General features: G+C 71.2%; 14 protein-coding genes. 5 read left to right on the top strand and 9 right to left on the bottom strand.

The window, feature by feature from the left end; all coding sequences use genetic code 11:
- Window positions 1-29 precede the first annotated feature (29 nt).
- Window positions 30-638, bottom strand: a complete 609-nt coding sequence (locus tag ACZ6Q9_RS09050; RefSeq protein WP_396828048.1) for a hypothetical protein — start codon at window positions 636-638, stop codon at window positions 30-32.
- Here ACZ6Q9_RS09050 and ACZ6Q9_RS09055 point away from each other — a divergent pair.
- The 4 genes from ACZ6Q9_RS09055 (at window position 610) to ACZ6Q9_RS09070 (ending at window position 11,704) form a co-directional block, all read left to right on the top strand.
- Entirely contained in the window at window positions 610-3,819 is a 3,210-nt protein-coding gene (locus ACZ6Q9_RS09055) for a LamG domain-containing protein (protein WP_396828046.1), read from the top strand. The two genes, ACZ6Q9_RS09050 and ACZ6Q9_RS09055, sit on opposite strands and share 29 nt — an antisense overlap.
- A 57-nt stretch (window positions 3,820-3,876) precedes the next feature.
- Window positions 3,877-10,443: a putative adhesin gene (locus ACZ6Q9_RS09060; RefSeq protein WP_396828044.1), complete on the top strand. Its 6,567-nt coding sequence runs from the start codon at window positions 3,877-3,879 to the stop codon at window positions 10,441-10,443.
- A gap of 107 nt (window positions 10,444-10,550) precedes the next feature.
- Window positions 10,551-11,375, top strand: coding sequence for a hypothetical protein (locus ACZ6Q9_RS09065; RefSeq protein ID WP_396828042.1), 825 nt, complete (start codon window positions 10,551-10,553; stop codon window positions 11,373-11,375).
- Window positions 11,376-11,557: 182 nt separating this feature from the next.
- Entirely contained in the window at window positions 11,558-11,704 is a 147-nt protein-coding gene (locus ACZ6Q9_RS09070; RefSeq protein ID WP_393265160.1) for a hypothetical protein, read from the top strand.
- Between the two features lie 411 nt (window positions 11,705-12,115).
- Here the strand turns inward: ACZ6Q9_RS09070 and ACZ6Q9_RS09075 are convergent, their stop codons facing one another.
- The 3 genes from ACZ6Q9_RS09075 to ACZ6Q9_RS09085 all read right to left on the bottom strand — a co-directional run bounded on the left by ACZ6Q9_RS09075 (window position 12,116) and on the right by ACZ6Q9_RS09085 (window position 15,267).
- Window positions 12,116-12,829, bottom strand: coding sequence for a hypothetical protein (locus ACZ6Q9_RS09075; protein WP_396828040.1), 714 nt, complete (start codon window positions 12,827-12,829; stop codon window positions 12,116-12,118).
- A gap of 142 nt (window positions 12,830-12,971) precedes the next feature.
- Window positions 12,972-13,988 (bottom strand): pentapeptide repeat-containing protein, encoded by a 1,017-nt coding sequence (locus ACZ6Q9_RS09080; RefSeq protein WP_393265154.1) that lies wholly within the window; start codon window positions 13,986-13,988, stop codon window positions 12,972-12,974.
- Between the two features lie 304 nt (window positions 13,989-14,292).
- Window positions 14,293-15,267: an Acg family FMN-binding oxidoreductase gene (locus tag ACZ6Q9_RS09085; protein WP_393452166.1), complete on the bottom strand. Its 975-nt coding sequence runs from the start codon at window positions 15,265-15,267 to the stop codon at window positions 14,293-14,295.
- A gap of 304 nt (window positions 15,268-15,571) precedes the next feature.
- Between ACZ6Q9_RS09085 and ACZ6Q9_RS09090 the strand changes: the two genes are divergently transcribed.
- On the top strand, window positions 15,572-16,210 hold the full coding sequence (locus ACZ6Q9_RS09090) for a response regulator transcription factor (RefSeq protein ID WP_357464030.1): 639 nt from the start codon (window positions 15,572-15,574) through the stop codon (window positions 16,208-16,210).
- 171 nt (window positions 16,211-16,381) lie between these two features.
- Here the strand turns inward: ACZ6Q9_RS09090 and ACZ6Q9_RS09095 are convergent, their stop codons facing one another.
- From ACZ6Q9_RS09095 to ACZ6Q9_RS09115, 5 genes are all read right to left on the bottom strand, one after another.
- Window positions 16,382-18,058, bottom strand: a complete 1,677-nt coding sequence (locus ACZ6Q9_RS09095) for a sensor histidine kinase (RefSeq protein WP_393265594.1) — start codon at window positions 18,056-18,058, stop codon at window positions 16,382-16,384.
- A gap of 99 nt (window positions 18,059-18,157) precedes the next feature.
- Window positions 18,158-19,168, bottom strand: coding sequence for an Acg family FMN-binding oxidoreductase (locus ACZ6Q9_RS09100; protein ID WP_396828036.1), 1,011 nt, complete (start codon window positions 19,166-19,168; stop codon window positions 18,158-18,160).
- 68 nt (window positions 19,169-19,236) lie between these two features.
- Window positions 19,237-20,109 carry a universal stress protein gene (locus ACZ6Q9_RS09105; RefSeq protein ID WP_396828034.1) on the bottom strand — a complete coding sequence of 291 codons (873 nt, stop codon included), beginning with the start codon at window positions 20,107-20,109 and terminating at the stop codon, window positions 19,237-19,239.
- Window positions 20,106-22,508 carry a phosphoketolase gene (locus ACZ6Q9_RS09110; RefSeq protein ID WP_396828032.1) on the bottom strand — a complete coding sequence of 801 codons (2,403 nt, stop codon included), beginning with the start codon at window positions 22,506-22,508 and terminating at the stop codon, window positions 20,106-20,108. Before ACZ6Q9_RS09110 ends, ACZ6Q9_RS09105 begins: the two co-directional genes overlap by 4 nt.
- Window positions 22,509-22,635: 127 nt before the next feature.
- Entirely contained in the window at window positions 22,636-23,463 is an 828-nt protein-coding gene (locus ACZ6Q9_RS09115) for a universal stress protein (RefSeq protein ID WP_396828030.1), read from the bottom strand.
- Window positions 23,464-23,752 lie beyond the last annotated feature (289 nt).

Below are 23,752 nucleotides of genomic sequence, written 5' to 3' on the forward strand. Positions count from 1 at the left end.
CCGGTTCCCTTCCACCTCACCAAGTTCCGCTATTTTTCGATCACGCCTTGGAGGCACACGGTGACACGCGTCCCGAATACAGCACGCAAACAACCACCAAAGCCCATGAACCGTACTCGTGCGGCCGTCGCCGCGCTCGTGGCCGGGACGCTCGTCGCCTCGGTCCTGGGGGTGCCGTCGGCGGCCCAGGCCGCTCCGGCGGCGCCGCGGACCGATCCGTCGGTGGCGCCGGATACGGGGTCGGCGGCGGTGGCGGCGGTGCGGTCGGGTCGGCGGGTGGAGGTGGCGTCGGCTCGGACGGAGTTGACGCAGGTGTTCGCGAATCCGTCGGGTGGTTTCACCGTGGAGTCGGCGGTGGTGCCGCAGCGGGTGAAACGGTCGGACGGGTCGTGGGCGGATGTGGATCTGTCGTTGCGGCGTGGGTCGGATGGTTGGCGTCCGGTGGCGTCGGTGGCGGATGTGCGGTTCTCCGATGGTGGTGCGGGTGCGGCGGTGACGTTGGTGCGGCGGGGGAAGTCGCTGAGCCTGTCGTGGCCGGGTGGGTTGCCGAAGCCGTCGGTCAGTGGTGATGCGGCGACGTACGGGGAGGTGTTGCCGGGGGTTGACCTGGTGTTGCGGGCGACGCGCAGCGGGTTCACGCATGTGTTCGTGGTGAAGTCGGCGCAGGCGGCGGCCAACCCGAGGCTGCGGGAGTTGCGGTTCGAGCTGGGCGGGGACGCCCGGGTGGTGCGCGGCGCCGACGGGCGGCTGACGGCCATGGCGGGTGCGGAGCAGATCGCTTCCGCCGAACCCGCCGTCATGTGGGACTCGAACGACACCTCGGCGGCCGCCACGGCCCGGTCGGCCGGAGCGGACCGCGCGTCGGCGGCCGACGCCCCGACCGGTGGCGGGCTGCCGTCGCGGTCGTCGGCGGCGGTACCGGGTGACGCGGCGAAGACCGCGCCGGTGGGTGTCGAGGTGGCCGGCCGTGACCTGGTGCTGCGGCCGGACGCGAAGCTGCTCGCCCTGGCGAACGCGACGTTCCCCGTCTACATCGACCCGGCGTGGTCGACCGGCAAGTCCCGGTGGGCGTACGCGACGAGCAACAACAGCAACAACACCGACACGACCGTCGCCCGGGTGGGCAAGGACCCCGAGAGCGGCAGGCTGTACCGGTCCTTCTTCGACTTCCCCCTGACCGCCATGAGGGGCAAGCACATCGAGTCGGCGTACGTGCAGATGAAGCTGGACCACTCCTGGTCCTGCGGAAACACGCCCACGTACATGTACCACTCGGGTGGCATCGCCTCGACGCCACGCACCGGCTGGTCCCCGAAGCTGAACAGCCTCAAGTCGTCGGCCAGCTCGCACGCCAACGAGGGCTCGGGCTGCTCGGACTCGCCGCAGCCGGACATGACGGTCAACTTCACCGGCTCGGCGGTGACCAGCGTCATCCAGTCGCACGCGACCAGCAACGCCACGAACATCACCTTCGGTTTCTGCGCGTGCAGCGCCACCGACGGCTCGGGCGAGTCGACCACCGACCGGTGGAAGAAGTTCTTCCCCAACAACGCCAAGCTGATCGTCGACTACGACAACATCCCGGGCAAGCCCAGCAGCCTCCAGGCAGCCGGCGTGGCCTGCCCCACCAACACCACGCTGGTCATCGGCACCCTGAAGCCGACCTTCTCGGCGATCTTCCCGGACGCCGACAGCACCCAGGCGCTGACCACGGCGTACGAGTGGGTGCAGGTGCCCGCCAACGGGGTCATCGACGCGTCGACGCCGCGCCGGACGCCACCCGCCGGAGCGTCCGTGCCCGCCGGCGGTCGTTCCACCACGGCGGCGGTGACCGTCTCCGAGGCCGTCGCGTACGCGTTCCGCGCCAGGGCCACCGACCCCGCCCCCTACAGCCGCACCAGCGTCTGGTCCGACTGGTGCAAGTTCATGGCCGACACGAAGGTGCCCCCGGTGACCGCGACGCTCACCTCGGCGTCCCCCGTGCCGGGCACCGTGGCGACCTTCGCGGTCCGCTCCACCGACACCACCGTGACGAAGTTCCGGTACGGCTGGGTCAACCCGCCCACCACGGAGATCGCCGCCACGACCGGCACCTGGACCGACCCGTCGACGGGTGCCACCGTCACGGGTAAGCAGGCCAGCGTGTCGTTGATGGTGTCGAAGTACGGCCAGAACACCATCTCCGTCTCCGCCGTCGACGGCGCCGGCAACATCGGCTACGGCTCGCACGAGTTCACCGCCGCCCGACCGACGCCCGCGATCGCCCGCTGGGGGCTGGAGAACTACCCGGGCGTCGACCCGGGACCGATGGCGGACAGCCAGCCGACGCTGGCCGGCGACAACTCCTTCACCGGAGGCAGCGTCTCCTGGACCGGTGACCTCAGGTTGATCCGGGGCGAGACGGCGTCCTTCAACGGCACCTCCTCGGCGTTGACGACCACGACCAAGGTCGTCGACACCACGAGGTCGTTCAGCGTGGCCGGCTGGGTGCGGCTGAACTCCCTGCCGACAACGGCGGACATGGTGGTGGCCTCGCAGGAGGGCGTGAGCACCGCCGGGTTCCACCTCGGCACGCGTCTCGAAGGCTCGCCGTCGACGCCGCGCTGGTCGTTCCTGATGAAGGACACCGACCTCCAGTCCAGCACGAGCCGGGCGGCGTACAGCAGCACCGCGTTGACCTCCGCGGACGTCGGCCGGTGGACGCACATCGCGGGCGTCTACGACAAGACCGCCGGCAAGGTGCGGCTCTACGTCAACGGCGCCCTCACCGCCGAGGTCGCCCGGACCGCGACGCCCTGGAGCGCGAACGGCAGGTTCGCCGTGGGGCGCGGCTGGAGCTCCGGCGCGGTGAGCAACTACTTCAAGGGCAACCTGGCCGACGTCCAGGTCTACGACCGGATCCTCGTCGACCACGACTTCATCGGCCAGTCCGCCGACGACCCGGAGTCGGGCGGCTTCGACGAGCCCGGCATGCTCAGCGCGGTCAAGGTCGGCGACTGGACCTTCTCCGGCGCCCAGCCCTGCTACGAGGAGTTCCTCGACCCGACGCTGTGCAGCGCTCCCGAGGCCGGCCAGTTCGGTCGCCAGCTGGCCCTGACCCAGGGCAGCAACGTCGGGGCCGGTCACCGTGACGACGGGCTGCTGCTCGACGCGGTGCACTTCACGGAGGACACGACCGACCCCTACTACGGTCTGGCCACCCGCGAGTACGGCCTCTCCCAGGACAACCTCGGCGAGCCCCAGAACCCCGTCTGGCAGAACGGCCGGGTCCTCCGCACCGACCAGTCCTTCTCCGTCGCGGTCTGGGTGCGCCCCTTGGCGCTCGGCGGCACGCGGACCGCCGTCTCCCAGATGGGCGCGAAGCAGTCCGCCTTCTACCTCGGGCAGCGGGTGAAGGTCGTGAACGGCGTCACGGAGAACCGGTGGTCGTTTACCGCCTTCGGAGCCGACAGCGATGTGAACGGCAACGGCAAAGACGCGCTGATGATGTCCCGGTTGATGGATGAGGATGACCTTTCCAGGTGGACCCACCTGGTGGGAGTCCACGACGCCTCCCGACGGCAGATCCGCCTCTACGTGAACGGCGTCCTCGAGGCCAACGTCCCCTTCTCGGGCACCTTCACCGGAGCGTTCGACTCCACCGGCCCGCTGGTCGTTGGCGACGCACAGTGGACGCCGGCCGGGGGAACACCGGGCATGACCGACCGGTGGCTCGGTGACATCGACGACCTGGGTCTCTACCAGGGCGCGTTGACGGACACCGCCGTCAAGATCCTCTTCAACTCCGAGTCCGCCGAGACCGTCGAGCCGGTCGACTGACCCCCCTCACCCCTCTTCCTCTCCATCGATCCCTGCGACCGAGCCTGTGGAGGCACAGTGAAACGCGTCCCGAAACCACTCCTCGAACCACCACAAAGGCTGCGAAAGCGGCCTAACCGGATCCATGTCGCCGTCGCGGCGGCGCTCACCGGAACCCTCGCCGTCTCCGGCCTGTCGGTCCCCGCGCAGGCGGCGCCCGACCCGACGAAGCTCACCGGCCAGCGGGAGAAGCTCGACAAGCACGGCGGCACGGCGCAGGGGCGGGCGTACCCCGTCAAGGAGGCGGAGAGCGCGAAGCTCGCCGCCCCCGTGTGGCCGGAGCCGGGCAAGGCGTCCGTGACCCTGCCCGACGCCCCGGCCGGCGCGCGGCGGGCCGCCGCTGCTCCGGTCAAGGCGGGAGCGCTGCCGGTGTCGGTGGGCCGCGCCCCCGGCGCGGCCGGCGACCGCGCGTCGGCGGTGTCCGTGGAGGTGCTGGACCGGTCGGCGGTGCCGGCGCGCTGGCGCGACGGGCTGCTGCTGCGCGTCGGCGGCGTCAGCGCCGACCAGCCGACCAGGGCGGGCGCGCCGGACGGGGCCGCAGCCCAGCCGGCCGCCGCCACCGTCTCGGTGGACTACCGCGGCTTCAAGCACGCCTTCGGTGGCAACTGGTCGTCGCGGCTCACGCTCTGGCAGGTGCCGGAGTGCGGGCTACGCACCCCCGGGAAGGCCGAGTGCGCGGCCACGCCGCTGAAATCCCGCAACGACGGCAGCTCCGTCAGCGCCGAGGTGCCGGTCACGGCGAGCGGCGCGGACGCGCGGAGCGCCGGAACCGCCACGCTGGTGGCGTTGGCGGCCGGCTCCTCCGGGCCGGAGGGCGACTTCTCCGCCACCCCGATGTCGGCCAGCGCGACCTGGTCGGCGGGCACGTCGACGGGCGGCTTCACCTGGTCGTACCCGATGCGGATGCCGCCGGGCATCGGCGGCCCGGCGCCGACCCTGGGCCTGTCCTACACCTCGGACAAGGTCGACGGTCAGTCGGACGCGTCGAACAGCCAGCCGTCCTGGGTCGGTGAGGGCTTCGACCTGTGGTCCGGCTACATCGAGCGCAGCTACGTGCCGTGCGCCGACGACATGACCGGCGGCAACAACAGCACCAACCGCACCGGTGACCAGTGCTGGCGGTCCGACAACGCCACGCTGTCGCTCAACGGGCGCGGCGGCGAGCTGATCTACGAGGCCGGCAAGGGTTGGCACACCCGCAGCGAGGACGGCTCGAAGATCGAGAAGCTGACCGGCGCCGGCAACGGCGACGACAACGGTGAGCACTGGAAGGTCACCACGTCCGACGGCGTGCAGTACTTCTTCGGCCTGAACAACCTGCCGGGGCAGGGCAGCGCGACGAACTCGGCGTGGACCGTCCCCGTCGCCGGCAACCACACCAACGAGCCGTGCAACGCGTCGTCGTTCGCCTCGTCGTTCTGCAACCAGACGTGGCGGTGGAACCTCGACTACGTCGTCGATCCCCGGGGCAACACGCTGTCGTACTGGTACGACAAGGAGACCAACTACTACGGCAAGAACGCCACGTCGACCAACAAGGCCCTGTACACCCGGGGCGGCGTGCTCAAGCGGATCGACTACGGCACCTGGGACCGCGGTGCCACCGACCGGTCCGTGACCCCGCTTGCGCAGGTCGTCCTGAACAGCGTCGACCGGTGCGCGTCGGACTGCCACATCAAGGACGCGGCGCACTGGAAGGACGTGCCGTGGGACCAGGAGTGCACGGCCGGGGCGGCGGACTGCAAGGAGAACTACGGCCCGACGTTCTGGACCACCAAGCGGCTGTCGACCGTCACCACCCAGGTGTGGGACACCACCAAGACCACCCCGGCCTGGCAGCCCGTCGACTCGTGGACGCTCGGCCACACCTACCCCTCGGTCGGTGACGGCAGCGACCACGCCGGCCTGTGGCTCAGCTCGTTGCAGTACAAGGGCCTCGTCGGCGGCACGGAGGCGATGCCGCCGGTGACGTTCGAGCCGGTGTCGATGCCGAACCGGGTCCTCAGCAAGAACAACACCAGCAACAACCGGATGCGGATCGGCAACATCGTCACCGAGACCGGCGGCAAGATCCAGGTGACGTACAGCCTGCCCGACTGCACCTCCGGCAGCCTGCCGTCGGCGCCGGAGACCAACACCCGGCTCTGCTACCCGGTGGTCGGCCCGGACCCGTACGACTCCAGCAAGGAACTCACCGAGTACTGGCACAAGTACGTCGTGAAGCAGGTGTCCGAGTCGGACATCATGGTCATGGCCAGCGGCTCCGACCGCGGCCAGCCGGTGCAGAACACCTACTACAAGTACCTGGGCACGCCGGCGTGGCACTACGCCGACGACAACGGCCTGGTCAAGCCGAAGCGCAAGACGTGGAACCAGTTCCGCGGCTACGCCCAGGTCGAGGTCCGCAAGGGCGACGCCCCGGCGCAGACCCTGACCCGCACCACCTTCCTGCGGGGCATGCACGGCGACCGGCTGACGAAGTCCGGCGGCACCCGCGAGGTCACCGTCGCCGCCTCCCTGGGCACCGAGACGGTGTACGACGAGGACCAGTTCGCCGGCATGGTGCGCGAGCAGGTGCTCTACAACGGCGTCGACACCAAGCCGGTCAGCAAGACCGTCAACGTGCCCTGGCGCTCGCCGGCGCTCGCCACCCGCACCATCAACGGCGACGAGGTCACCGCCCGCTGGACCAACACCCGGATCGCCTACAGCGCCGTCGCGCTCGGCGTGGACGGTGTCGCCGGGTGGCGGACCTCGCGCAACGTGTCGACCTTCCACGACACGTACGGCACCATCGAGACCGTCCAAGCCGACGGTGACATCGCCAAGACCGGCGACGAGAAGTGCACCACGTACGAGTACACGCGTAACACCGGTGCGAACATCACGCAGACGGTCAAGCGGCTCACCGTCAAGGTGCTGCCCTGCGCGACCGCGCCGGCCAGCGAGGACGACATCGTCGCCGACGAGCGGAAGTTCTACGACGGCGCCACCAGCATCGACACCGCGCCGACCACCGGCGCGGTGACCCGGGTCGACAAGCTCAAGGACTGGTCGCTCGCCGGGGGCACCGTGTGGCAGACGGTCAGCCAGGCCACCTTCGACGCGTACGGGCGGCCGAAGACCGCCACTGATGTACGCGGCCGGACGGCGACCACGGAGTACACCCCGGCCACGGGTGGGCCGGTCACCAAGGTGGTCACGAAGACGCCCGACCCGAACGGCAGCACCACCGACTGGACCACCACCATCGAGACCCGGCCCTACTGGGGCCAGCCGATCCGGACCACCGACTACAACGGCCGGGTCGCCGACATGGAGTACGACCCGATGGGCCGGCTCGCCCGGGGCTGGAAGAACGGCTGGGCCAAGGCCGACCACCCGACCAGCCCGTCGGTCGAGTACACCTACCACTACGCGCCGAACAAGGACGCCTACCCGTACACCAAGAGCCGGGTGCTCCACGCCGGCGGCGGCTACCTGACGTCGTACGACATCAAGGACGCTTTCCTTCGGCCGCGCCAGACGCAGAAGGCCGGCGTGGGCGGCGACCGGGTGGTCACCGACACGCTGTACGACGCGACCGGGCGCGCCGTGACGACCTACCAGGCGCACGCCGAGCCGGGCGCGCCGAGCGGAGCGCTCTGGTGGGAGCCGGAGTGGTCGGTGCCGGCGCTGACGAAGATGGTCTACGACAACGCCTCCCGGCCCACCGACGCGGTCTTCTTCGGCACCGACGGCGTCACCAACCTGATCGAGAAGTGGCGCACCACCACCCGGTACCTGGGTGACACCACCACCGTGACCCCGCCGCAGGGCGGCACCGTCACCACGACGAAGACCGACATCGAGGGCCGGACCCTTGAGCTGCGGCAGCAGGCCGACCGGACCGGCACCAAGCCGGACCACGTCACCACGTACACGTACAACCGCAAGGGTCAGCTCACGCTGGTCAAGGACACCGGCGGCAACGAGTGGGTGAACACCTACGACGTCAAGGGCCGGCAGATCAGCGGCAAGGACCCGGACAAGGGCACCGTCACCACGACGTACACCGAGTACGACCAGGTGGAGACGACGAAGGACGCCAACGACAACGTGCTGGTCAACCAGTACGACTCGCTGGGCCGGCGGACCGGTCTCTACCAGGGCAGCATCGCCGACGCGAACAAGCTGGCCGAGTGGAAGTACGACAAGCTCTACAGCGGCCAGACCGTCCGAGGTCAGCTCACCCAGAGCATCCGTTACGAGTCGGCGGGCTCCGCCAACGCCTACAAGTGGCAGGCGCGCGGCTTCAACACCCGCTACCAGCCGACCGGCGCGAACTACGTCATCCCGGCCAACGAGGGCACCAGCCTGGCCGGCACGTGGATCTACGCCTACGGCTACTCGCCGTACGACGGCAGCCCGACCGCCATCACGTACCCGGCCGGCGGCGGCCTGACCACCGAGAGCGTCGAGACGAAGTACGACTCCGTCACGGGCCTGCCGACGGAGCTGGCCACCAACCTGATCAATGTTGGCCGCTACGTCATCGGCCAGGACTACACCCAGTACGGTGAGCCGACGCTGACCACCCGCAAGACCGATGGTGGGGTCTACGTCCAGGACACCAGCTACTACGACCTGACCACCCGGCGCGTCGACCGGATGAAGATCAAGCCGGAGACCGCCGCCGGCACTGTGGTCGACACCCGCTACACGCACGACGCGGCGGGCAACATCCTGTCGATCGCGGACACCCCGGAGGTCGGCGCGGCCGACACCCAGTGCTTCCGCTACGACGAGTTGCGGCGGATGACCAACGCGTGGACGCCGAAGTCGGGCATCGACTGCGCCGCGGACCCGAGCGTGCCGAACCTGGGCGGCCCGGCGCCGTACTGGCACGAGTGGACCGTCGACGACGTCGGCAACCGCAGCACCGAGAAGGTGCACACCGCCGCGGGCGACACCAACCGCTCCTACACGACGCCCACCAGCGGCAAGGACGTCGTCCGCCCGCACGCCGTCACCCAGGTCGTCACCCAGGCGCCGGGCCAATCGGCGGTCACCACCAAGTACGCCTACGACGACGCCGGCAACATGACCTGTCGGCCGGTTGGCACCACCGCGAACAGCTGCGACAGCCCAACGAACTCCCAGACGCTGAACTGGAACTCCGAGGGCAAGCTCGCCTCGGTGAGCGCGGGTGGGCAGACCGTCGAAACCAACATCTACGACGCCAACGGTGTTCGGCTCATCCGCCGCGACGCCACCGGCACCACCCTCTACCTGCCCGGCCAGGAGATCCGGCGGGAGAACAGCTCGGTCGTCACCGGCACCCGCTACTACAGCTTCGCCGGAAGGACCGTCGGTAACCGCACGTCCAACGGGCTGACCTGGCTCTACACCGACCACCAGGGCACCCAGCAGACCGCGATCGACGCGGGTACCCAGGCGGTCAGCGTCCGACGGCAGACCCCGTACGGCGATCCGCGCGGCAGCCAGCCGCAGTGGACCAACAACAAGGGCTTCGTCGGCGGCGACAAGGACCCGACCGGTCTGACCAACATCGGGGCCAGACAGTACGACCCCGGGTTGGGACGTTTCATCTCGGTGGACCCGGTCCAGGATCTGAAAGACCCACAGCAGTGGAACGCCTACGCCTACAGCAACAACAACCCGATCACGTTCTCTGACCCGAGCGGCCAGAAGCACTGCTCGGACGACGCATGCAGCGGCGGGGCCGACTACGAGTTGCCCAACGGTGAGGTCGTCGAGACGAAGGGCGACAACGACGGCTGCGGCGGCAGTTGTGGGGATGACGACTGGGCTGCGGCCCGCGCCGCCCACGAGGCCGGTGGCGGCAATGGCGGCGGCAAGGGCGGCGGCAAGGGTGGCGGCCCCACCGACGAGCAGATCAAACGCGCCAAGGAAGTCAAGAAGCAGAACGCCATCGACATCATCGTCAAGGCGGGCGGCCAGCTTCTGCTCGAGTTCTTTGGCATCAACGACATCATGGGCTGCATCGGTGGTGACCTGAAGGCGTGTGCCTGGGCGCTCATCGACATGGTGCCATGGGGCAAGGCCCTCAAGCTGATCAAGAAGATCGACCCGATCGTCGACACTCTCCGCCGGGCCGGTTCTGCCCTGATGACCTGGGCCGAGAACAGGAAATGGGCCGATGACATCCTCACGCGCGCGGAGCAAGCAGCCCGTACCCGCGCCGCCCCCGCGCCGCCCAAGGCGATCATGCCAGGCGGTCGTCCGGACGGTGAAGTGGTGTTCGCTGGGCACGGAAAGCACGACGTCGCGAACGGCAACTTCACTGTCCCGGAGGGAACGGAGATTGCTGTCTACGTGCCGTACTCCAAGAAGCTGTTGGATACGGACGCCTTCCGGGTGGAGAGCGGACGGTCGACGCCTACTGCGGTGAAGATCTATCGATCCGGCGAATCCATGCCGAACTTCACTCTGCTGCCCGCGAGTGGTCTCAGAGTTCGTGAGGCCTCAAAGCGGGTGGACGAGCCCACCCTGCTCAGCGATTTGGTCAAACCTGGTATGGGCACCTGCCACTGGGCGGCCTGTAGTGTGGTGAGGCGGTAGTTTGGCAGCTCGGCCGGCACCTTTCGGTGCCGGCCGAGCCGTTTCCGGTAGTTCCGAACGACCAGGGTGGTGTTCGTCCCTTGAATTCACGCAAGAACACTAAGCGGATGCGGCAATGGCTCGAAGACGCATGGGCTCATGTCCGCGTTGCTCGAATTTTGTCCGAAGGGGAGGACGGCCCTCCTTTGCCGGATCGCGATGTGCTCGCCGAAGTCGCGGATTCCACGGCGTTGGAGAAGCTGCGGACATTGACCACGTCAGGTGAGGTGCTGAAAGACATCTGCAGATGTCCTGGTGATCTCACGCTGGCCCTGTACGACGCCGACGACGTTCTCATCGGCTCCGCGTCGGTGCACCCGGGTGCCATCGCCTGGCAACGCGACCGGTTCGGTGTCGATCTCGCCACCTCGAATTCGATCGACCTGGAACTCTTTCTTTCGGAGTTGGGTGTTCAAGGCGGATCGAGGAGCCTGTTGAGTGAGATGATCACCGCCCTGGAATTGGATGAGGGGGACGTCCAGTTCAGGCCGGCCGGCGACGATGCGGCGTTGGTGCGACATCGTGTGCCCGAGGCCCTGCACGATGAGCTGCGCGATCTGTCGGGCGGCCAAGCGGCGAATATCGATCAGTCGTCGATCCCGCGGATGATCGCCAAGATGACGCAGTCGGAGGCCGATCCGGCCGCGGTGGTGCGCCCGTTGCTCGCCTGGTTGGGCACTGCCACCTGGCCAGCCGAAGCCATCGCGGGTGACGGAGAGCTCGCCCGCCGGCTTCTGGCGGAACTGGGCTCCTCGACGGTGGAGCGCGTTCTTCCCGGACTTTCCGATCCTTCGGAGGTGATGGGGGGCGTGGTATGGGCGACGCATCAGCCCGACGACGCGGCCAGCGTGGTCGCCCTCGGCCCCGCGATCAGGCGTATTCTGTCCCGCTAGATCGTCGAAGGACGCGACCGGACGGCGGATGCCCGGCCCGATGACGTCGGCGAGCGACGCCGCACCGCCCAGGAGCGCCAGGAGGCGATGGCGGCGCATATGCGGGGGTCTGGACCGCCGACCGGGCGGAGCGGGTCATCGGGTCGGAGGCGTGGCCAGCGCTGGCGTACAAGCTCGACCAGTTGCAGCGCGCCGGGCACGACGTCCGCGAACTCCTACGGCAGGTGCCCGGCTTCGTCGACCGGGCCCACACCCCCGCCGCGTACGCGTTCCGGGTGGTCGACGACTACGCCGTCAGGCTGCCGGGGAACGAGCTGACGCTGATGTAGACCTCGCCGATGAACGCGGCACGGCCACCATCGAAGGTGAGTGGCGAGAGGTCCAGGGGACCACCGCCACTCCTGGGGTGGCGGAGGTTCGAGCCCAGGGCGAGCATGCCGTAGCCGATCATGCCTCTGCGGGAGAGGCCGAGCATGACGCACGCGCCGCTCAGATCGCGGCGCGTGCGTTTCCGACGTCGACCAAATCCGTCGTTGTCACTACCCCGCCGACCATCTCAGCGGCAGCCAGGCCGGCACAGCACGGTGCGGCGAGATTCGCTACGCCGGCAGCGCCCACCCAGGCGGCGGGCCGGTAGAGGATGCGCCGCAGTTGCCGAAACATCGCGGGAACATGTCCGGGCGTTGCCGCGTCCGGCCTGCTGGCGGCCTACGGCCGTCATCGGCTGGCACGGCACGGGGTTAGGTGCCGGACGACTTCCCAACCCGGCCCGGGTTCTCTGCTGTGGACTTTTCACCCGCCGGATCCCGCGTTAGGGCCGCGACCCGTTCCCGTAACTGTGTCGTGAGACCGGTATCCCGAACCAGGACCGCGATGCCGAGACCGATTCCCGCTGCCCCGAAGCCGATGACCGCTACGCCGAGCAGGATGTTGCTGTCGGTCAGGATCGCGATGCCGAGGCCGATGCCCGCCACCCCGCCGCCAATGACCGCTACGCCGAGCAGGATGTTGCTGTCGGTCAGGATCGCGATGCCGGCGCCGATGAGCGCCACCCCGCCGCCGATGACCGCTGCGTTGAGCAGCAGGGTGACGGCGGTGTCGGTGGTGTTGGTGGTGAGGACGGCGGCGATCGTCAGGGCGGCTGCGATCAGGGTGGTGTAGGCGGCCCAGGATGCCGGACCGACGGCGGCGGCGATCGCGGCGAGCAGGGCCAGGGCGAGCAGGGTTCGGGCGGTGTGGCGGACCAGGGGCGCCCGTGGGGGAAGCCGGCGTAGTGAGGCGGCGGCGGACAGGACCGCGCCGGCGGCGGTCGCGGCGGCCACGCCTCGGTAGCCGACGTCGTTGCTCAGGACGTTGATGCCCATGCCGCCGGCCGCGCTGAGCAGCACCACGGACAGTCGGCTCCGCCAGTCCAATCGGGTGCGTGGCGCGTCGGGTTCGCCGTTGGTGGTCACGCTGTCAGCATGACGTGAACGGTCGAGCATGACCGCACCCGACCGCAGGCCCGGTTGCCGAACGAATCCGCGCCCGGATTGTGGCTTTCGCGACGCACCATGATGATCCTTTGGATGTAGCGGGGTGTATCCCCTGTGGAGGTCACTCATCACACGGCGCCGGCCGCGGCACCCCCGCAGGCCATCGCGTGCGGTCATCGGTCTTGGCGCACGCCAGGTTCGCGTCGGTCAGGTCCGCGCCGGTCAGGTCCGCGCCGGTCAAGTTCGCGCCGGTCAAGTTCGCGCCGGTCAGGTCCGCGCCGGTCAGGATCGCGTCGGTCAAGTCCGCGTAGGCCAGGTTCGCGGTCAAGTTCGCGACCACATTCGCGGTTCTCGCGCTGACCCGGCCCTTCAGGTTCGTGCCGTTCAGGAACGCTTGGTTCAGGTTTGCGCGGGTCAGGTTCGCGCGGGTTAGGTCCGCGCCATACAGGAACGCCTGGGTCAGGTCCGCGTCGGTCAGGATCGCGCCGGCCAGCTTCGTGTTGTGCAGAACCGTGCGGGTCAGGTTCGCGTCGTTCAGGTTCGTGCCGGTCAGGCTCGCTTCGATCAGGGTCGCGCCGGCCAGGTCCGTGCCGCCCAGGCTCGCGCCGTTCAGGTTCGCGTAGGCCAGGTTCGCGCGGGCCAGGTTGATGTTGGAGAGGTCGAGACGGCGGATAGGCAGTGCCTCGTTTCCGATGGTGCCGTCGCGGGTGATATCGCGGCGGCCCAGCACGGTCACGGCGGCCTGGATATCGACCGGTGGGCGAGGAGCTGAAGAAGCCGGAGTGCTGGTCCGCTTGAGTGCGGGGGCGTGAACCCGGATGAACGCGGCGAGGATGTCGACGACGGCAGGCTGGTCCACGGCTGAGTCGCGCATGATGCGCTCCAAGGCGTAGATCGCACCCAGACGCACGTCCACCTTCTCCGCGCCGGGCTGGCCGAGCTGCTCCACCGCCTTGGTGAACCGATCAGTGATCTGCCCCTGAGCGGCGAGACGATGCTGCTCGCGGTTGGCCTCGCTGGTCTCACGGTTGGCCTCATTGGTGATGTACAGGCCGATGGCCACGAACAACACCGACAGGATGCTGCCGATGGCCACCAAACGCTGCCACGGGTCAGGCTTGACGTCGATCGGCCCCACCTCCAGCCGAGCCGCCGCGGGCCGCGGGGAACGTGGCACCCGCAGCCCGTCCGTGTATTGGCCTGCAGCTCTCAGACGCCGCCTCGAAGCGAACACACGTTGACGGTTTCCAGTACCCGGCTGACCACGAAACGACATACGTCCATTGCAGCCGACCGCGACCAATGAGAAGAACCCACAGTCACACCCAGGCATCACCGACCAGACGGGCCCTGCTCGTCGACGAGGCAGCCGGACACCTCTCCAGTTCGACCGTGGCCGCAGGTCCCGCCCCCGCCACAGCCGTAGGGCGGGTGGGGGCTGGTCATGACCGCCTGACCGGCACGTCCAGCACCTCGTCCACAGCCCGGCGCGGGGTGGGCCAGCCCGGCTGGCCGTACCCGATGCGCATGACCATCTGCGGCGTGCCGAACCGCCCCAGCGACAGCCGCAACCGCTCCCGCGCGCTCGGTACCTCGATCGGCTGGGACAGCATCGACACCGCCAGCCCCGAATCCGTCGCGGTCAGCAGCACCCGCTGCAACGCCTGCCCGGCGACGACCTGGTCGACGGCGGTGTTGCCGGGCGAACCGAGCACGACGACCAGCGGCTCCGGCTCGAAGTCCCGCCCCGGTGCCCGGTCCAGACCGCCGAAGCCCCGAGAGGGCAGCAGGTCCTGCGGCTCGCCCAGTGGGCCGCCGGACGCGACCGGCACCCCGTCGGGGGCGGGGGTCGAGCGCACCCACTCCTGGCGTTCGGCCACGTACGCCGGGTCGCGTTCGAGGACCCGGTGGGCGCTGCGGGCGATCTCGGCGAACGCGTTGACGGCGCTGACCCCGATCAGCAACTCCAGCCAGCAGTGCTCGGCGCGGGCCGCCTCGGCCAGCCGCCAGCGGGCGTCGGCGGGCACCGGGTCGGGCCAGAACGGCGCCCGGTTGCTGAACCGGCGGGGGATCGCCGCGTGCAGGGCCTGCTCGGCGGGGGTGGGGTGGCGCGGCACGTCCGGGACCAGCCGGGCCACCACGTCCGGCTCCGCCGGGTAGGGACGCAGCCGTACGGTCGCCGGGGCGCCGGCCGCGGCGAGGGAGAGCCGCAGGTTGAACAGCGCCGCGCCGCAGGCGATCCGGACGCCCCAGCCGTTCGGGTCGGTGGCCGGCAGGCGCCGGGCCGGGTCGACCAGCACCTCGATGCCGCCGTCGCGCAGCCGGAACCGCCACGGCTGGGTGTTGTGCAGCGACGGTGCCCGTACGGCGTCGGTCGCGGCGGCCCGTAGCTGCTCGACGGTGAAGCCGGTGTCCATGATTGTGCTCCTTCCCGTGGCAGGTCGTGCCGTCCCCGTCCGGTACACCTCCACGGTGCGTCAGCGGGGCGGGGCGCGGGCAGGGCCGGACGTCCCGTCCCGCCGGGCCCGACCGGCCCCGTCCCAGGTCAGGGGCCTTCGGCTGGGCTGGCTCCGTCGCAGGTCAGGGGGCCTTCGGCCCGGCTGGCTCCGCCCACCTGCCCACGGGCATCCCGGCGCAGTGGGGCCGGACGACGGCCCGGACGGGCCGGTTCGGGACCTTCGGCCCGTGCGAAGACCGGTGGGAACGGGGTAGAAACGAGGGATGATCCGCGTGTTCCTGCTCGACGACCACGAGGTCGTCCGTCGTGGCCTGGCCGACCTGCTGCAGAGCAGCGGTGACATCGAGGTGGTGGGCGAGTCCGGCCTGGCCCAGGAGGCTGCCCGCCGCATCCCGGCCCTGCGGCCGGACGTGGCGATCCTCGACGCGCGGCTGCCCGACGGCAACGGCATCGACGTGTGCCGGGACGTCCGGGCCGTGGACTCGTCGATCAAGGGCCTGATCCTCACCTCGTACGAGGACGACGAGGCGCTCTTCGCGGCGATCATGGCCGGCGCCGCCGGCTACGTGCTCAAGCAGATCCGCGGCACCGACCTGGTCGACGCCGTGCGCCGGGTGGCGGCCGGCCAGTCGCTGCTCGACCCGGCGATCACCACCCGCGTGCTGGAGCGCATCCGCAGCGGCGTCGAGCAGCCCCGCGAGCTGAAGTCGCTCACCGAGCAGGAGCGGCGGATCCTGGAGTACGTGGCCGAGGGCCTCACCAACCGGGAGATCGCCGGGAAGATGTTCCTGGCCGAGAAGACGGTGAAGAACTACGTCTCCAGCGTGCTGGCCAAGCTCGGCCTGGAGCGCCGCACCCAGGCCGCCGTCCTCGCCACCCGGCTCCTCGGCAAGGCCCGCTGACCGCCCCCACGCCGCCCGCGCCGCCGCCCCCACCCGCTCCCTTCCTCGCCGATCTTGCACCTTCGGCCCCCGATATACGCCATTTGCGCCCTTTGTCGGGGCCAGAAGTGCAAGATCGCGCACGAGGGCGCGGGCGGGCGGGGGCGGGGGTGGGGGCGCCGGGTCGCGGCGTCAGGCGGGCAGGGGGACGGACCAGTGGAGTTCGGTGCCGCGGGGCTCGGCCCGGCGTACCTCGAACTCGCCACCGTGCCGTTCGGCGCGCTCGCGCAGGTTGACCAGCCCGCCGCGCGCGGCGGCCGGGTCGCAGCCCACCCCGTCGTCGGTGACGGTCAGCGTCACCCTGCCGGCGTCGACGCGCACCGCCACGGTCATCCGGGTGGCCTGGGCGTGGCGTACGGCGTTGGAGAGCGCCTCCCGCAGCACGGCGGTGACGTCGGGACGGACCTCGTCGGGGACGGCGCTGTCGATCGGCCCGGTCAGCTCCAGGTGGGGCCGGTAGCCGAGTGACTCGGCGGCCACCTCGACCGCCTCGCGGATCTCGGTGCGCAGCGCCGCGCTCATCGGGGTACGCAGCTCGAAGATGGTGCGGCGGATGTCCTTGATGGTGGCGTCCAGGTCGTCGACCGCCGCGTTGATCCGCTTGGCCAGCTCCGGCCGGGTGGCCATCGGGGCGGCGCTCTGCAACTGCAGGCCCGTGGCGAAGAGCCGCTGGATGACCACGTCGTGCAGGTCCCGGGCGATCCGCTCACGGTCCTCCAGGACCACCAGCAGCTCCCGTTCCTCCTGCCCGCGGGCCCGTTCCATGGCCAGCGCGGCCTGCCCCGCGAAGCTGCCCAACAGGGCCATGTCGTCGTCGGTGGCCACGGGCAACCGGTCGGGGCGGTGCGCGATCACCAGCACGCCGTGCAGGGTGTCGGCGGTGGCCAGCGGGGAGACCACCGCCGGCCCGGTGCTCAGCAACGCCGGCCAGGGCGCGGCGTGGGCCAGGTCCGCCACCTGGTCGTGCCGGCCCTCGGCGACGGCGGCGGCGAAGCTCGTCTCGGCCGCGGGCAGCACCGTGCCGACCAGCGCGCCGGCCTGCTCGTCCGCCCCGTCCACCACCTCGACGGTGAACTCCTCGGCGTCGGGGTCGTAGAGCAGGACCAGCGCCACCTCCGCCTCGGCGACCTCGCGGGCGCGCCGCGCCACCAGCTCCAGCGCGTCGGTGCGGCGCACCTCGCCCAGCAGCACGCCGGTGATCTCGGCGGTCGCGGCGAGCCAGCGCTCCCGCCGGTGGGCCAGCGCGTAGAGGCGGGCGTTCTCGATCGCCACGCCGGCCGCCGCGGCGAGCGCGACCACGATCTCCTCGTCATCCTCGGTGAACTCCGCGCCGCCCTGCTTCTCGGCCAGGTAGAGGTTGCCGAAGACGTGGTCGCGGATGCGCACGGGCACGCCGAGGAAGCTGTGCATCGGCGGGTGGTGCGGCGGGAACCCGTAGGACTTCGGGTGCTGGGTGATGTCGGGCATCCGCAGCGGGCGCGGATCGTCGATGAGCAGGCCGAGCACGCCCCGCCCGTGGGGCAGGTCGCCGATCTTCGCGTGCAGCTCCGCGTCGATGCCGTAGGTGATGAAGTCGTGCAGCATCCGGTCCTGGCCGATCACGCCGAGCGCGCCGTAGCGGGCGCCAACCAGCTCGCAGGCCGCCTCCACGATGCGTTGCAGGGTGCTGCGCAGATCCAGGTCGGTGCTGATGCCGACCACCGCGTCGAGCAGGGCCCGCAGCCGCTCCCGGCTGGTCACCACCTCGCCGACCCGGTCCAGCATCTCCTGGAGCAGCTCGTCGAGCCGGATCCGGGACAGCGGGCTCAGCCCCAGGGAGGGGGTCACGTGCGGTTCGTACGGCGGGTTCGGTGCGCTGGCGGCCACCGGGCGATGGTATCTCCCGGTGGCCGTGGCCCAAGGCGCGCGCTACGCGCCCCCGGCGCGGACCGCCGACGTGTCCACCACCTGCCGCACCTCGAGCCGCGGGGTGTGCGGCGGTCCGGCGTGCGCCGGGTCCGCGATCCCCAGCCGCAGCACGAGGTACGGGTAGCCGAGGCCGGCCAGCAGCCCACGCAGCGTCTGCCGGGTGCCCGCCACCTCCACCACGCCGCTCAGCGGCACCACCGACACCCCGAGCCGGGTGGCGGTCAGCCAGGCGGCCGAGAGCGCCTCGCCGGCGCGCAGCCAGCTGTCCGGCTCGTCCTCGTCGCCGTAGAGGAGCCCGTACACGGCGGCCCGGTCGTGCCCCGGACCGACCGGCAGGGTGCCGGGGCGGCCGAAGTCCCGGGCCGGCACGGTGGTCTGCGGCGCCTCCTCGGGCAGCACCTCCGGCGGCAGGCCGGTGCCGGAGCCGCCCCGGCTGGTCCAGTACTCCAACTCTTCGCGCAGCTGCGAGTCCTCCGCCTCGACCGTCGCGGCGTGGCTGGCGACGGCGGCCAGCTCCAGGATGTTGTCGCGGTCGAGGAACTGGAGCTGGCACCCCTCGGCGGTGACCGCCGCCGCGATCCGCCCCAGGGCGTCGGTCGGCACCGGCTCGTCGCTGACCGGGCGCCGGTCCGTGTGCCGGACCTGCATGCACTGCACCAGGCGCATGGCCTCCGGGTCGGCCTCCACGCGGCCCAGCCCGGTCAGCCGGGCGAGCAGATCAGGGGCGTCCGGGTCAGGCATCCGCTCCACCACGGCCGTCCAGCCCTCCGCGGTCAGCGCCACCCGCGCGTGGTGCAGCGCCGCCCCGCAGCTGTACGCCACCAGCCGGCCCTCCGGGTCCGTGGCGGTCAGCCGGGGATCCCGGACCACGCGCAGCTCCAGCGCGTCCGGCAGCACCCGCCACCGCCACGGCTGGCTGTTGTGCACCGACGGCGCGTGCCCGGCCGTCGCGGCGGCCTCCGCGAGGGCGGTGGTCAGGGGGCGGTCCCTGGCCGGCGTTTCGTGGCTCATCGTCTCGACCCTTCCGTTTCTCCCCATCGTGCCCCAGCCCGACGCTGCCCGGACCAGGTCCCCTCCTCTCACCGCTCGCGGACGACCGCCACCGGGCAGTGGGCGTGCTGGATGAGCTGCTGGCTGACCGAGCCGAGCAGCATCCCCTTCAGGCCGCCGCGGCCGCGGGTGCCGACCACCACCAGGGACGCGTTGCGGCTGGCGTCGACCAGCAGGGACGCCGGGCCGCCCGCCGCCACCTGCACCTCGACCGCCACGTCCGGGAAGGTCCGGCTCCAGCGGGCCAGCGGCTCGTCCAGCTCGGCCCGGTCGGCGGCCGCCGCCTCCCGCGCCTCGGGACCCGACGGCGGGCGCTGGCCGGCCCCCGGATGCCAGGCCCGCAGCACGTGCAGCGGCAGCCCCCGGGCGGCCGCCTGCTCGTACGCGAAGCCGAGCGCCACCAGCGAGCACTCCGAGCCGTCCACGCCGACCACCACGGGCCCCGTCCGCCCGCCCGCGGCTGCCTCCTGGCGGACCACCACGACCGGGCAGTGCGCGTGGGCCGTGACCGCCACCGCCGTCGAGCCGATGAGCAGCCCGCCAAAACCGCCGTGCCCCCGCGTGCCCAGCACCAGCAGGCCGGCCCGGCCCGAACGCTCCTGGAGCACCACCGTGGGCGGCCCGTCGAACACCTCGCCGGTGACGGTCAGTTCCGGGTGCGCGGCGACCGCGTCCGCCGCCGCCTTGCGTACCAGCTCCTCGACCTGCCGGCGGGCCGCCTCGTCCGGCCAGATGCCCGGGGCGATGCCGGGGCCGACCCAGCCGGCCACGGTGACCCACTCGAAGACGTACGCCAGCCGGACGGGGCGTCCACTGCGGCCGGCCTCCTCCAGCGCCCACTCCAGCGCGATCGAGGCGTCGGGGGAGCCGTCGTAGCCGACCAGGATCTCGTTGCCGCTCATGCCTCACCTCTCAGACCGGCTTCCGTCTCGCGGACCCAGCGCCATTCCGCCACCCGAGGGTCGTCCTCGCCGTACCGGCGGGTGTGGTCCCGGCAGGACTGGCGCGCGTCGACCATGTCCTGCCGCAGGTGGGCGGCCCGGGCCGCCAGCCCCGGCACCCGGTCGATCACGTCGATGACCAGGTGGAAGCGGTCCAGGTCGTTGAGCATCACCATGTCGAACGGCGTGGTGGTGGTGCCTTCCTCCTTGTAGCCGCGCACGTGTAGATTGTCGTGGTTTGTCCGACGGTAGGTCAGCCGGTGGATCAGCCACGGGTAGCCGTGGTAGGCGAAGATGACCTGCCTGTCCCGCGTGAAGATCGTGTCGAACTCCTTGTCCGACAGCCCGTGCGGGTGCTCCGTCGGGGGTTGCAGGCGCATCAGGTCGACCACGTTGACCACCCGCACCTTCAGCTCCGGCAGGTGCTTGTGCAGCAGGTCGGCGGCGGCCAGCGTCTCCAGCGTCGGCACGTCGCCGGCGCAGGCGAGCACGACGTCCGGCTCCTCGCCGCCGTCGGTGCTGGCCCAGTCCCAGATGCCGATGCCCCGCCGGCAGTGCATGACCGCCTCGTCCATCGACAGCCAGTTCGGTGCGGGCTGCTTGCCGGCCACCACCACGTTGATGTAGTGCCGGCTGCGCAGGCAGTGGTCCATCGTCGAGAGCAGGGTGTTCGCGTCCGGCGGCAGGTAGACCCGTACCACCTCGGCCTTCTTGTTCATCACGTGGTCGATGAAGCCCGGGTCCTGGTGGGAGAAGCCGTTGTGGTCCTGCCGCCACACGTGGCTCGACAGCAGGTAGTTCAGCGACGCCACCGGCGTGCGCCACGGGATGTCCCGGGTGACCTTCAGCCACTTGGCGTGCTGGTTGACCATCGAGTCGACGATGTGGATGAACGCCTCGTAGCTGGTGAAGATGCCGTGCCTGCCGGTGAGCAGGTAGCCCTCCAGCCAACCCTGGCACAGGTGCTCGGAGAGGACCTCCATCACCCGCCCGTCCGGCGAGAGGTGCTCGTCGCCGGGCACCGTCCCGGCCATCCACGCCCGGTCGGTGACCTCGAACGCCGCGCCCAGCCGGTTCGAGGCGACCTCGTCCGGGCCGAAGAGGCGGAACGTCTCCGGGTTGGCGGTGATCACGTCGCGTATCCACGGGCCCAGCGCGCCCGTCGCCCCGGCCACGGTCTCGCCGGGCCGCTGCACGTCGACGGCGTAGCCGCGGAAGTCCGGCAGCCTCAGGTCGCGCAGCACCAGCCCGCCGTTGGTGACCGGGTTGGCGCTCATCCGCCGCTCGCCCGTCGGGGGCAGCTCGGCCAGCTCGGCCACCGGCGCGCCGGTCGCGTCGAAGAGTTCCTCCGGACGGTAGCTGCGTAGCCAGCGCTCCAACTCGGCCAGGTGCTTCGGGTTCTTCCGTACCTCCGCCAGGGGCACCTGGTGCGCGCGGTAGGTGCCCTCCACCTGCTTGCCGTCGACGTCTCGCGGCCCGGTCCAGCCCTTCGGCGTACGCAGGACGATCATCGGCCAGCGGGGCCGCTCGACGGTGCCGCCGGAGCGGGCCCGCCGCTGGATGTCGGCGATCTCGTCGAGCGCCCGGTCCAGCGTGGCGGCGAGCGTCTGGTGCACGGTCGCCGGGTCGTCACCGGCCACCACGTACGGCTGGTAGCCGAAGCCGCGCATCATGTCCAGCAGGTCGTCCTCGGGAATCCGGTCCAGCACGGTCGGACCGGCGATCTTGTAGCCGTTGAGGTGCAGGACGGGCAGCACCGCCCCGTCGCGGGCCGGGTTGAGGAACACATTGGAGAGCCAGCTCCCCGCGAGCGGGCCGGTCTCCGCCTCCCCGTCCCCGATGACGCAGGCGACCAGCAGGTCGGGGTTGTCGAACGCCGCGCCGTAGGCGTGGCTCAGCGCGTACCCCAGCTCGCCGCCCTCGTGGATCGAACCCGGCACCTCCGCCGCCACGTGGCTCGGGACGCCGCCGGGGAAGGAGAACTGGCGGAACAGCCCGGCCATGCCGGCCTCGTCGCGGCCGATGTGGTGGTACCGCTCGCTCCAGGTGCCCTCCAGCCAGGTGTTCGCGACGATCGCCGGGCCGCCGTGGCCGGGACCGGTCACGAACATGGCCCGCAGGTCACGGGTGACGATCACCCGGTTGAGGTGGGCATAGAGCAGGTTCAGCCCGGGGCTGGTGCCCCAGTGGCCGAGCAGCCGCGGCTTGACGTGCTCGGGCGCCAGCGGCTCGCGGAGCAGCGGATTGTCCAGCAGGTAGATCTGCCCGACGGTCAGGTAGTTCGCCGCCCGCCAGTAGGCGTCCAGCCGGCGCAGCTCGTCTTCGGTCAGGGGGCTGTGCAGGTCGAGAGCGGTGTCCATACTGCATGAGCCTCTCGCGGATAGGGGAATCCTGCATCCTCGGAGCGCGGATTCGTCCGGGCCGGTTCCAGCTTCGCCGGTCGGCGCCGATGTGGATCAGGGCCGTTGGTCCCGCGCCGGGCGGGCGTTACGCCCCGTCCACCGGCACCCCCGTCAGCCCGCGCACCACGATCACCGGCGCGGGGGAGTGGTAGAGCAGCGCCTGGCTCACCGCGCCGAGCATGCCCCGCCACGGCTCGTCGCCCCGGGCGGCGACCAGTGCCACCTGCGCCGAGCGGGACTGCTCGACCAGGACAGTGCCGGGGTCGCCGCGGATCGTGTGGCACTCCGCCGGCACCGACGAAAACCGGCGCGCGTACCGCGCCACCAACTCGACGAGCAGGCCGGGGTCCTCCGTGCCGTCCTCCGGCTCGACGACCCGGACGGCCAGCAGTCGCGCCTCCCGCCGGGCCGCGCACTCGAACGCCCACTCCAGCGCTCCCCGGGAACTGGCGGAGCCGTCCACCCCGACCAGCACCGGGCCCTGCGGCGGCGGATCCCGGCGGGCCACCAGCACCGGGCATCCGGCCCGGGCGGCGAGCTGCACCGCCGGCACGTCGGCCGGCACGCAGTCGCCGCAGGCCGCCATGCCGGCGTCTCCGATGGCGAGCAGGAACGCCGACTCCGACCGGCGGACCAGGGTGGCGACGACGGCACCCTCGACGATCTCGCTGCTGACCGGCAGCGCCGGGTCGACCTCGGCGGCGATCTCGGCGGCCCTGGAGATCAGATTCTCGGCCTCGGCGCGCGGCCCCGCGATCGACGGGGCCTCCAACGCGGCCGTCCAGTTGAACGCGTGCAGCAGGCACAGCGGGCGGCCGTGCGCGGCGGCCTCCTGCGCGGCCAGCCTGACCACCGGCAGGTTGCGCTCCGAGCCGAGCCCGACCAGCACGGCCGCCTCGGTGGCTGCGGCCATCCGGCATCACCTCCGCAGGCGTCGCGCCCGGCCCTGTTGTCGAGGCTAGTACCGGCGGTGGGGCCGCGGGGTGTGATCGGCGGTTGCTCTGCGTCGTGGCTCGCCGGCTTGGTGGCGTTGTGGCTTGCTGTGCGGTCTTGGTGGGGGTGTGGGTTGCGGTGCGTGGTGGTGGGTTGCGGTGCGTGCTGGTGGGGGTGTGGCCCGCCGTGCCCGGCGGGGGGGGGGGGGGGGGGGGGGCGGGGGGGGGGGCGGGGGGGGGCCCCCCCGGGGGGGGGGGGGCCCGGGCCGT

The sequence above is a fragment of the Micromonospora sp. NPDC049139 genome, assembly GCF_055586845.1.

Excerpts from the sequence above, each read along its gene's own strand:
- ACZ6Q9_RS09105 (WP_396828034.1), bottom strand. The coding sequence starts at position 20,109 with ATGAGCGGCAACGAGATCCTGGTCGGCTACGACGGCTCCCCCGACGCC.
- ACZ6Q9_RS09115 (WP_396828030.1), bottom strand. The coding sequence starts at position 23,463 with ATGGCCGCAGCCACCGAGGCGGCCGTGCTGGTCGGGCTCGGCTCGGAG.
- ACZ6Q9_RS09100 (WP_396828036.1), bottom strand. The coding sequence starts at position 19,168 with ATGAGCCACGAAACGCCGGCCAGGGACCGCCCCCTGACCACCGCCCTC.
- ACZ6Q9_RS09110 (WP_396828032.1), bottom strand. The coding sequence starts at position 22,508 with ATGGACACCGCTCTCGACCTGCACAGCCCCCTGACCGAAGACGAGCTG.
- ACZ6Q9_RS09065 (WP_396828042.1), top strand. The coding sequence starts at position 10,551 with ATGCGGCAATGGCTCGAAGACGCATGGGCTCATGTCCGCGTTGCTCGA.
- ACZ6Q9_RS09085 (WP_393452166.1), bottom strand. The coding sequence starts at position 15,267 with ATGGACACCGGCTTCACCGTCGAGCAGCTACGGGCCGCCGCGACCGAC.
- ACZ6Q9_RS09090 (WP_357464030.1), top strand. The coding sequence starts at position 15,572 with ATGATCCGCGTGTTCCTGCTCGACGACCACGAGGTCGTCCGTCGTGGC.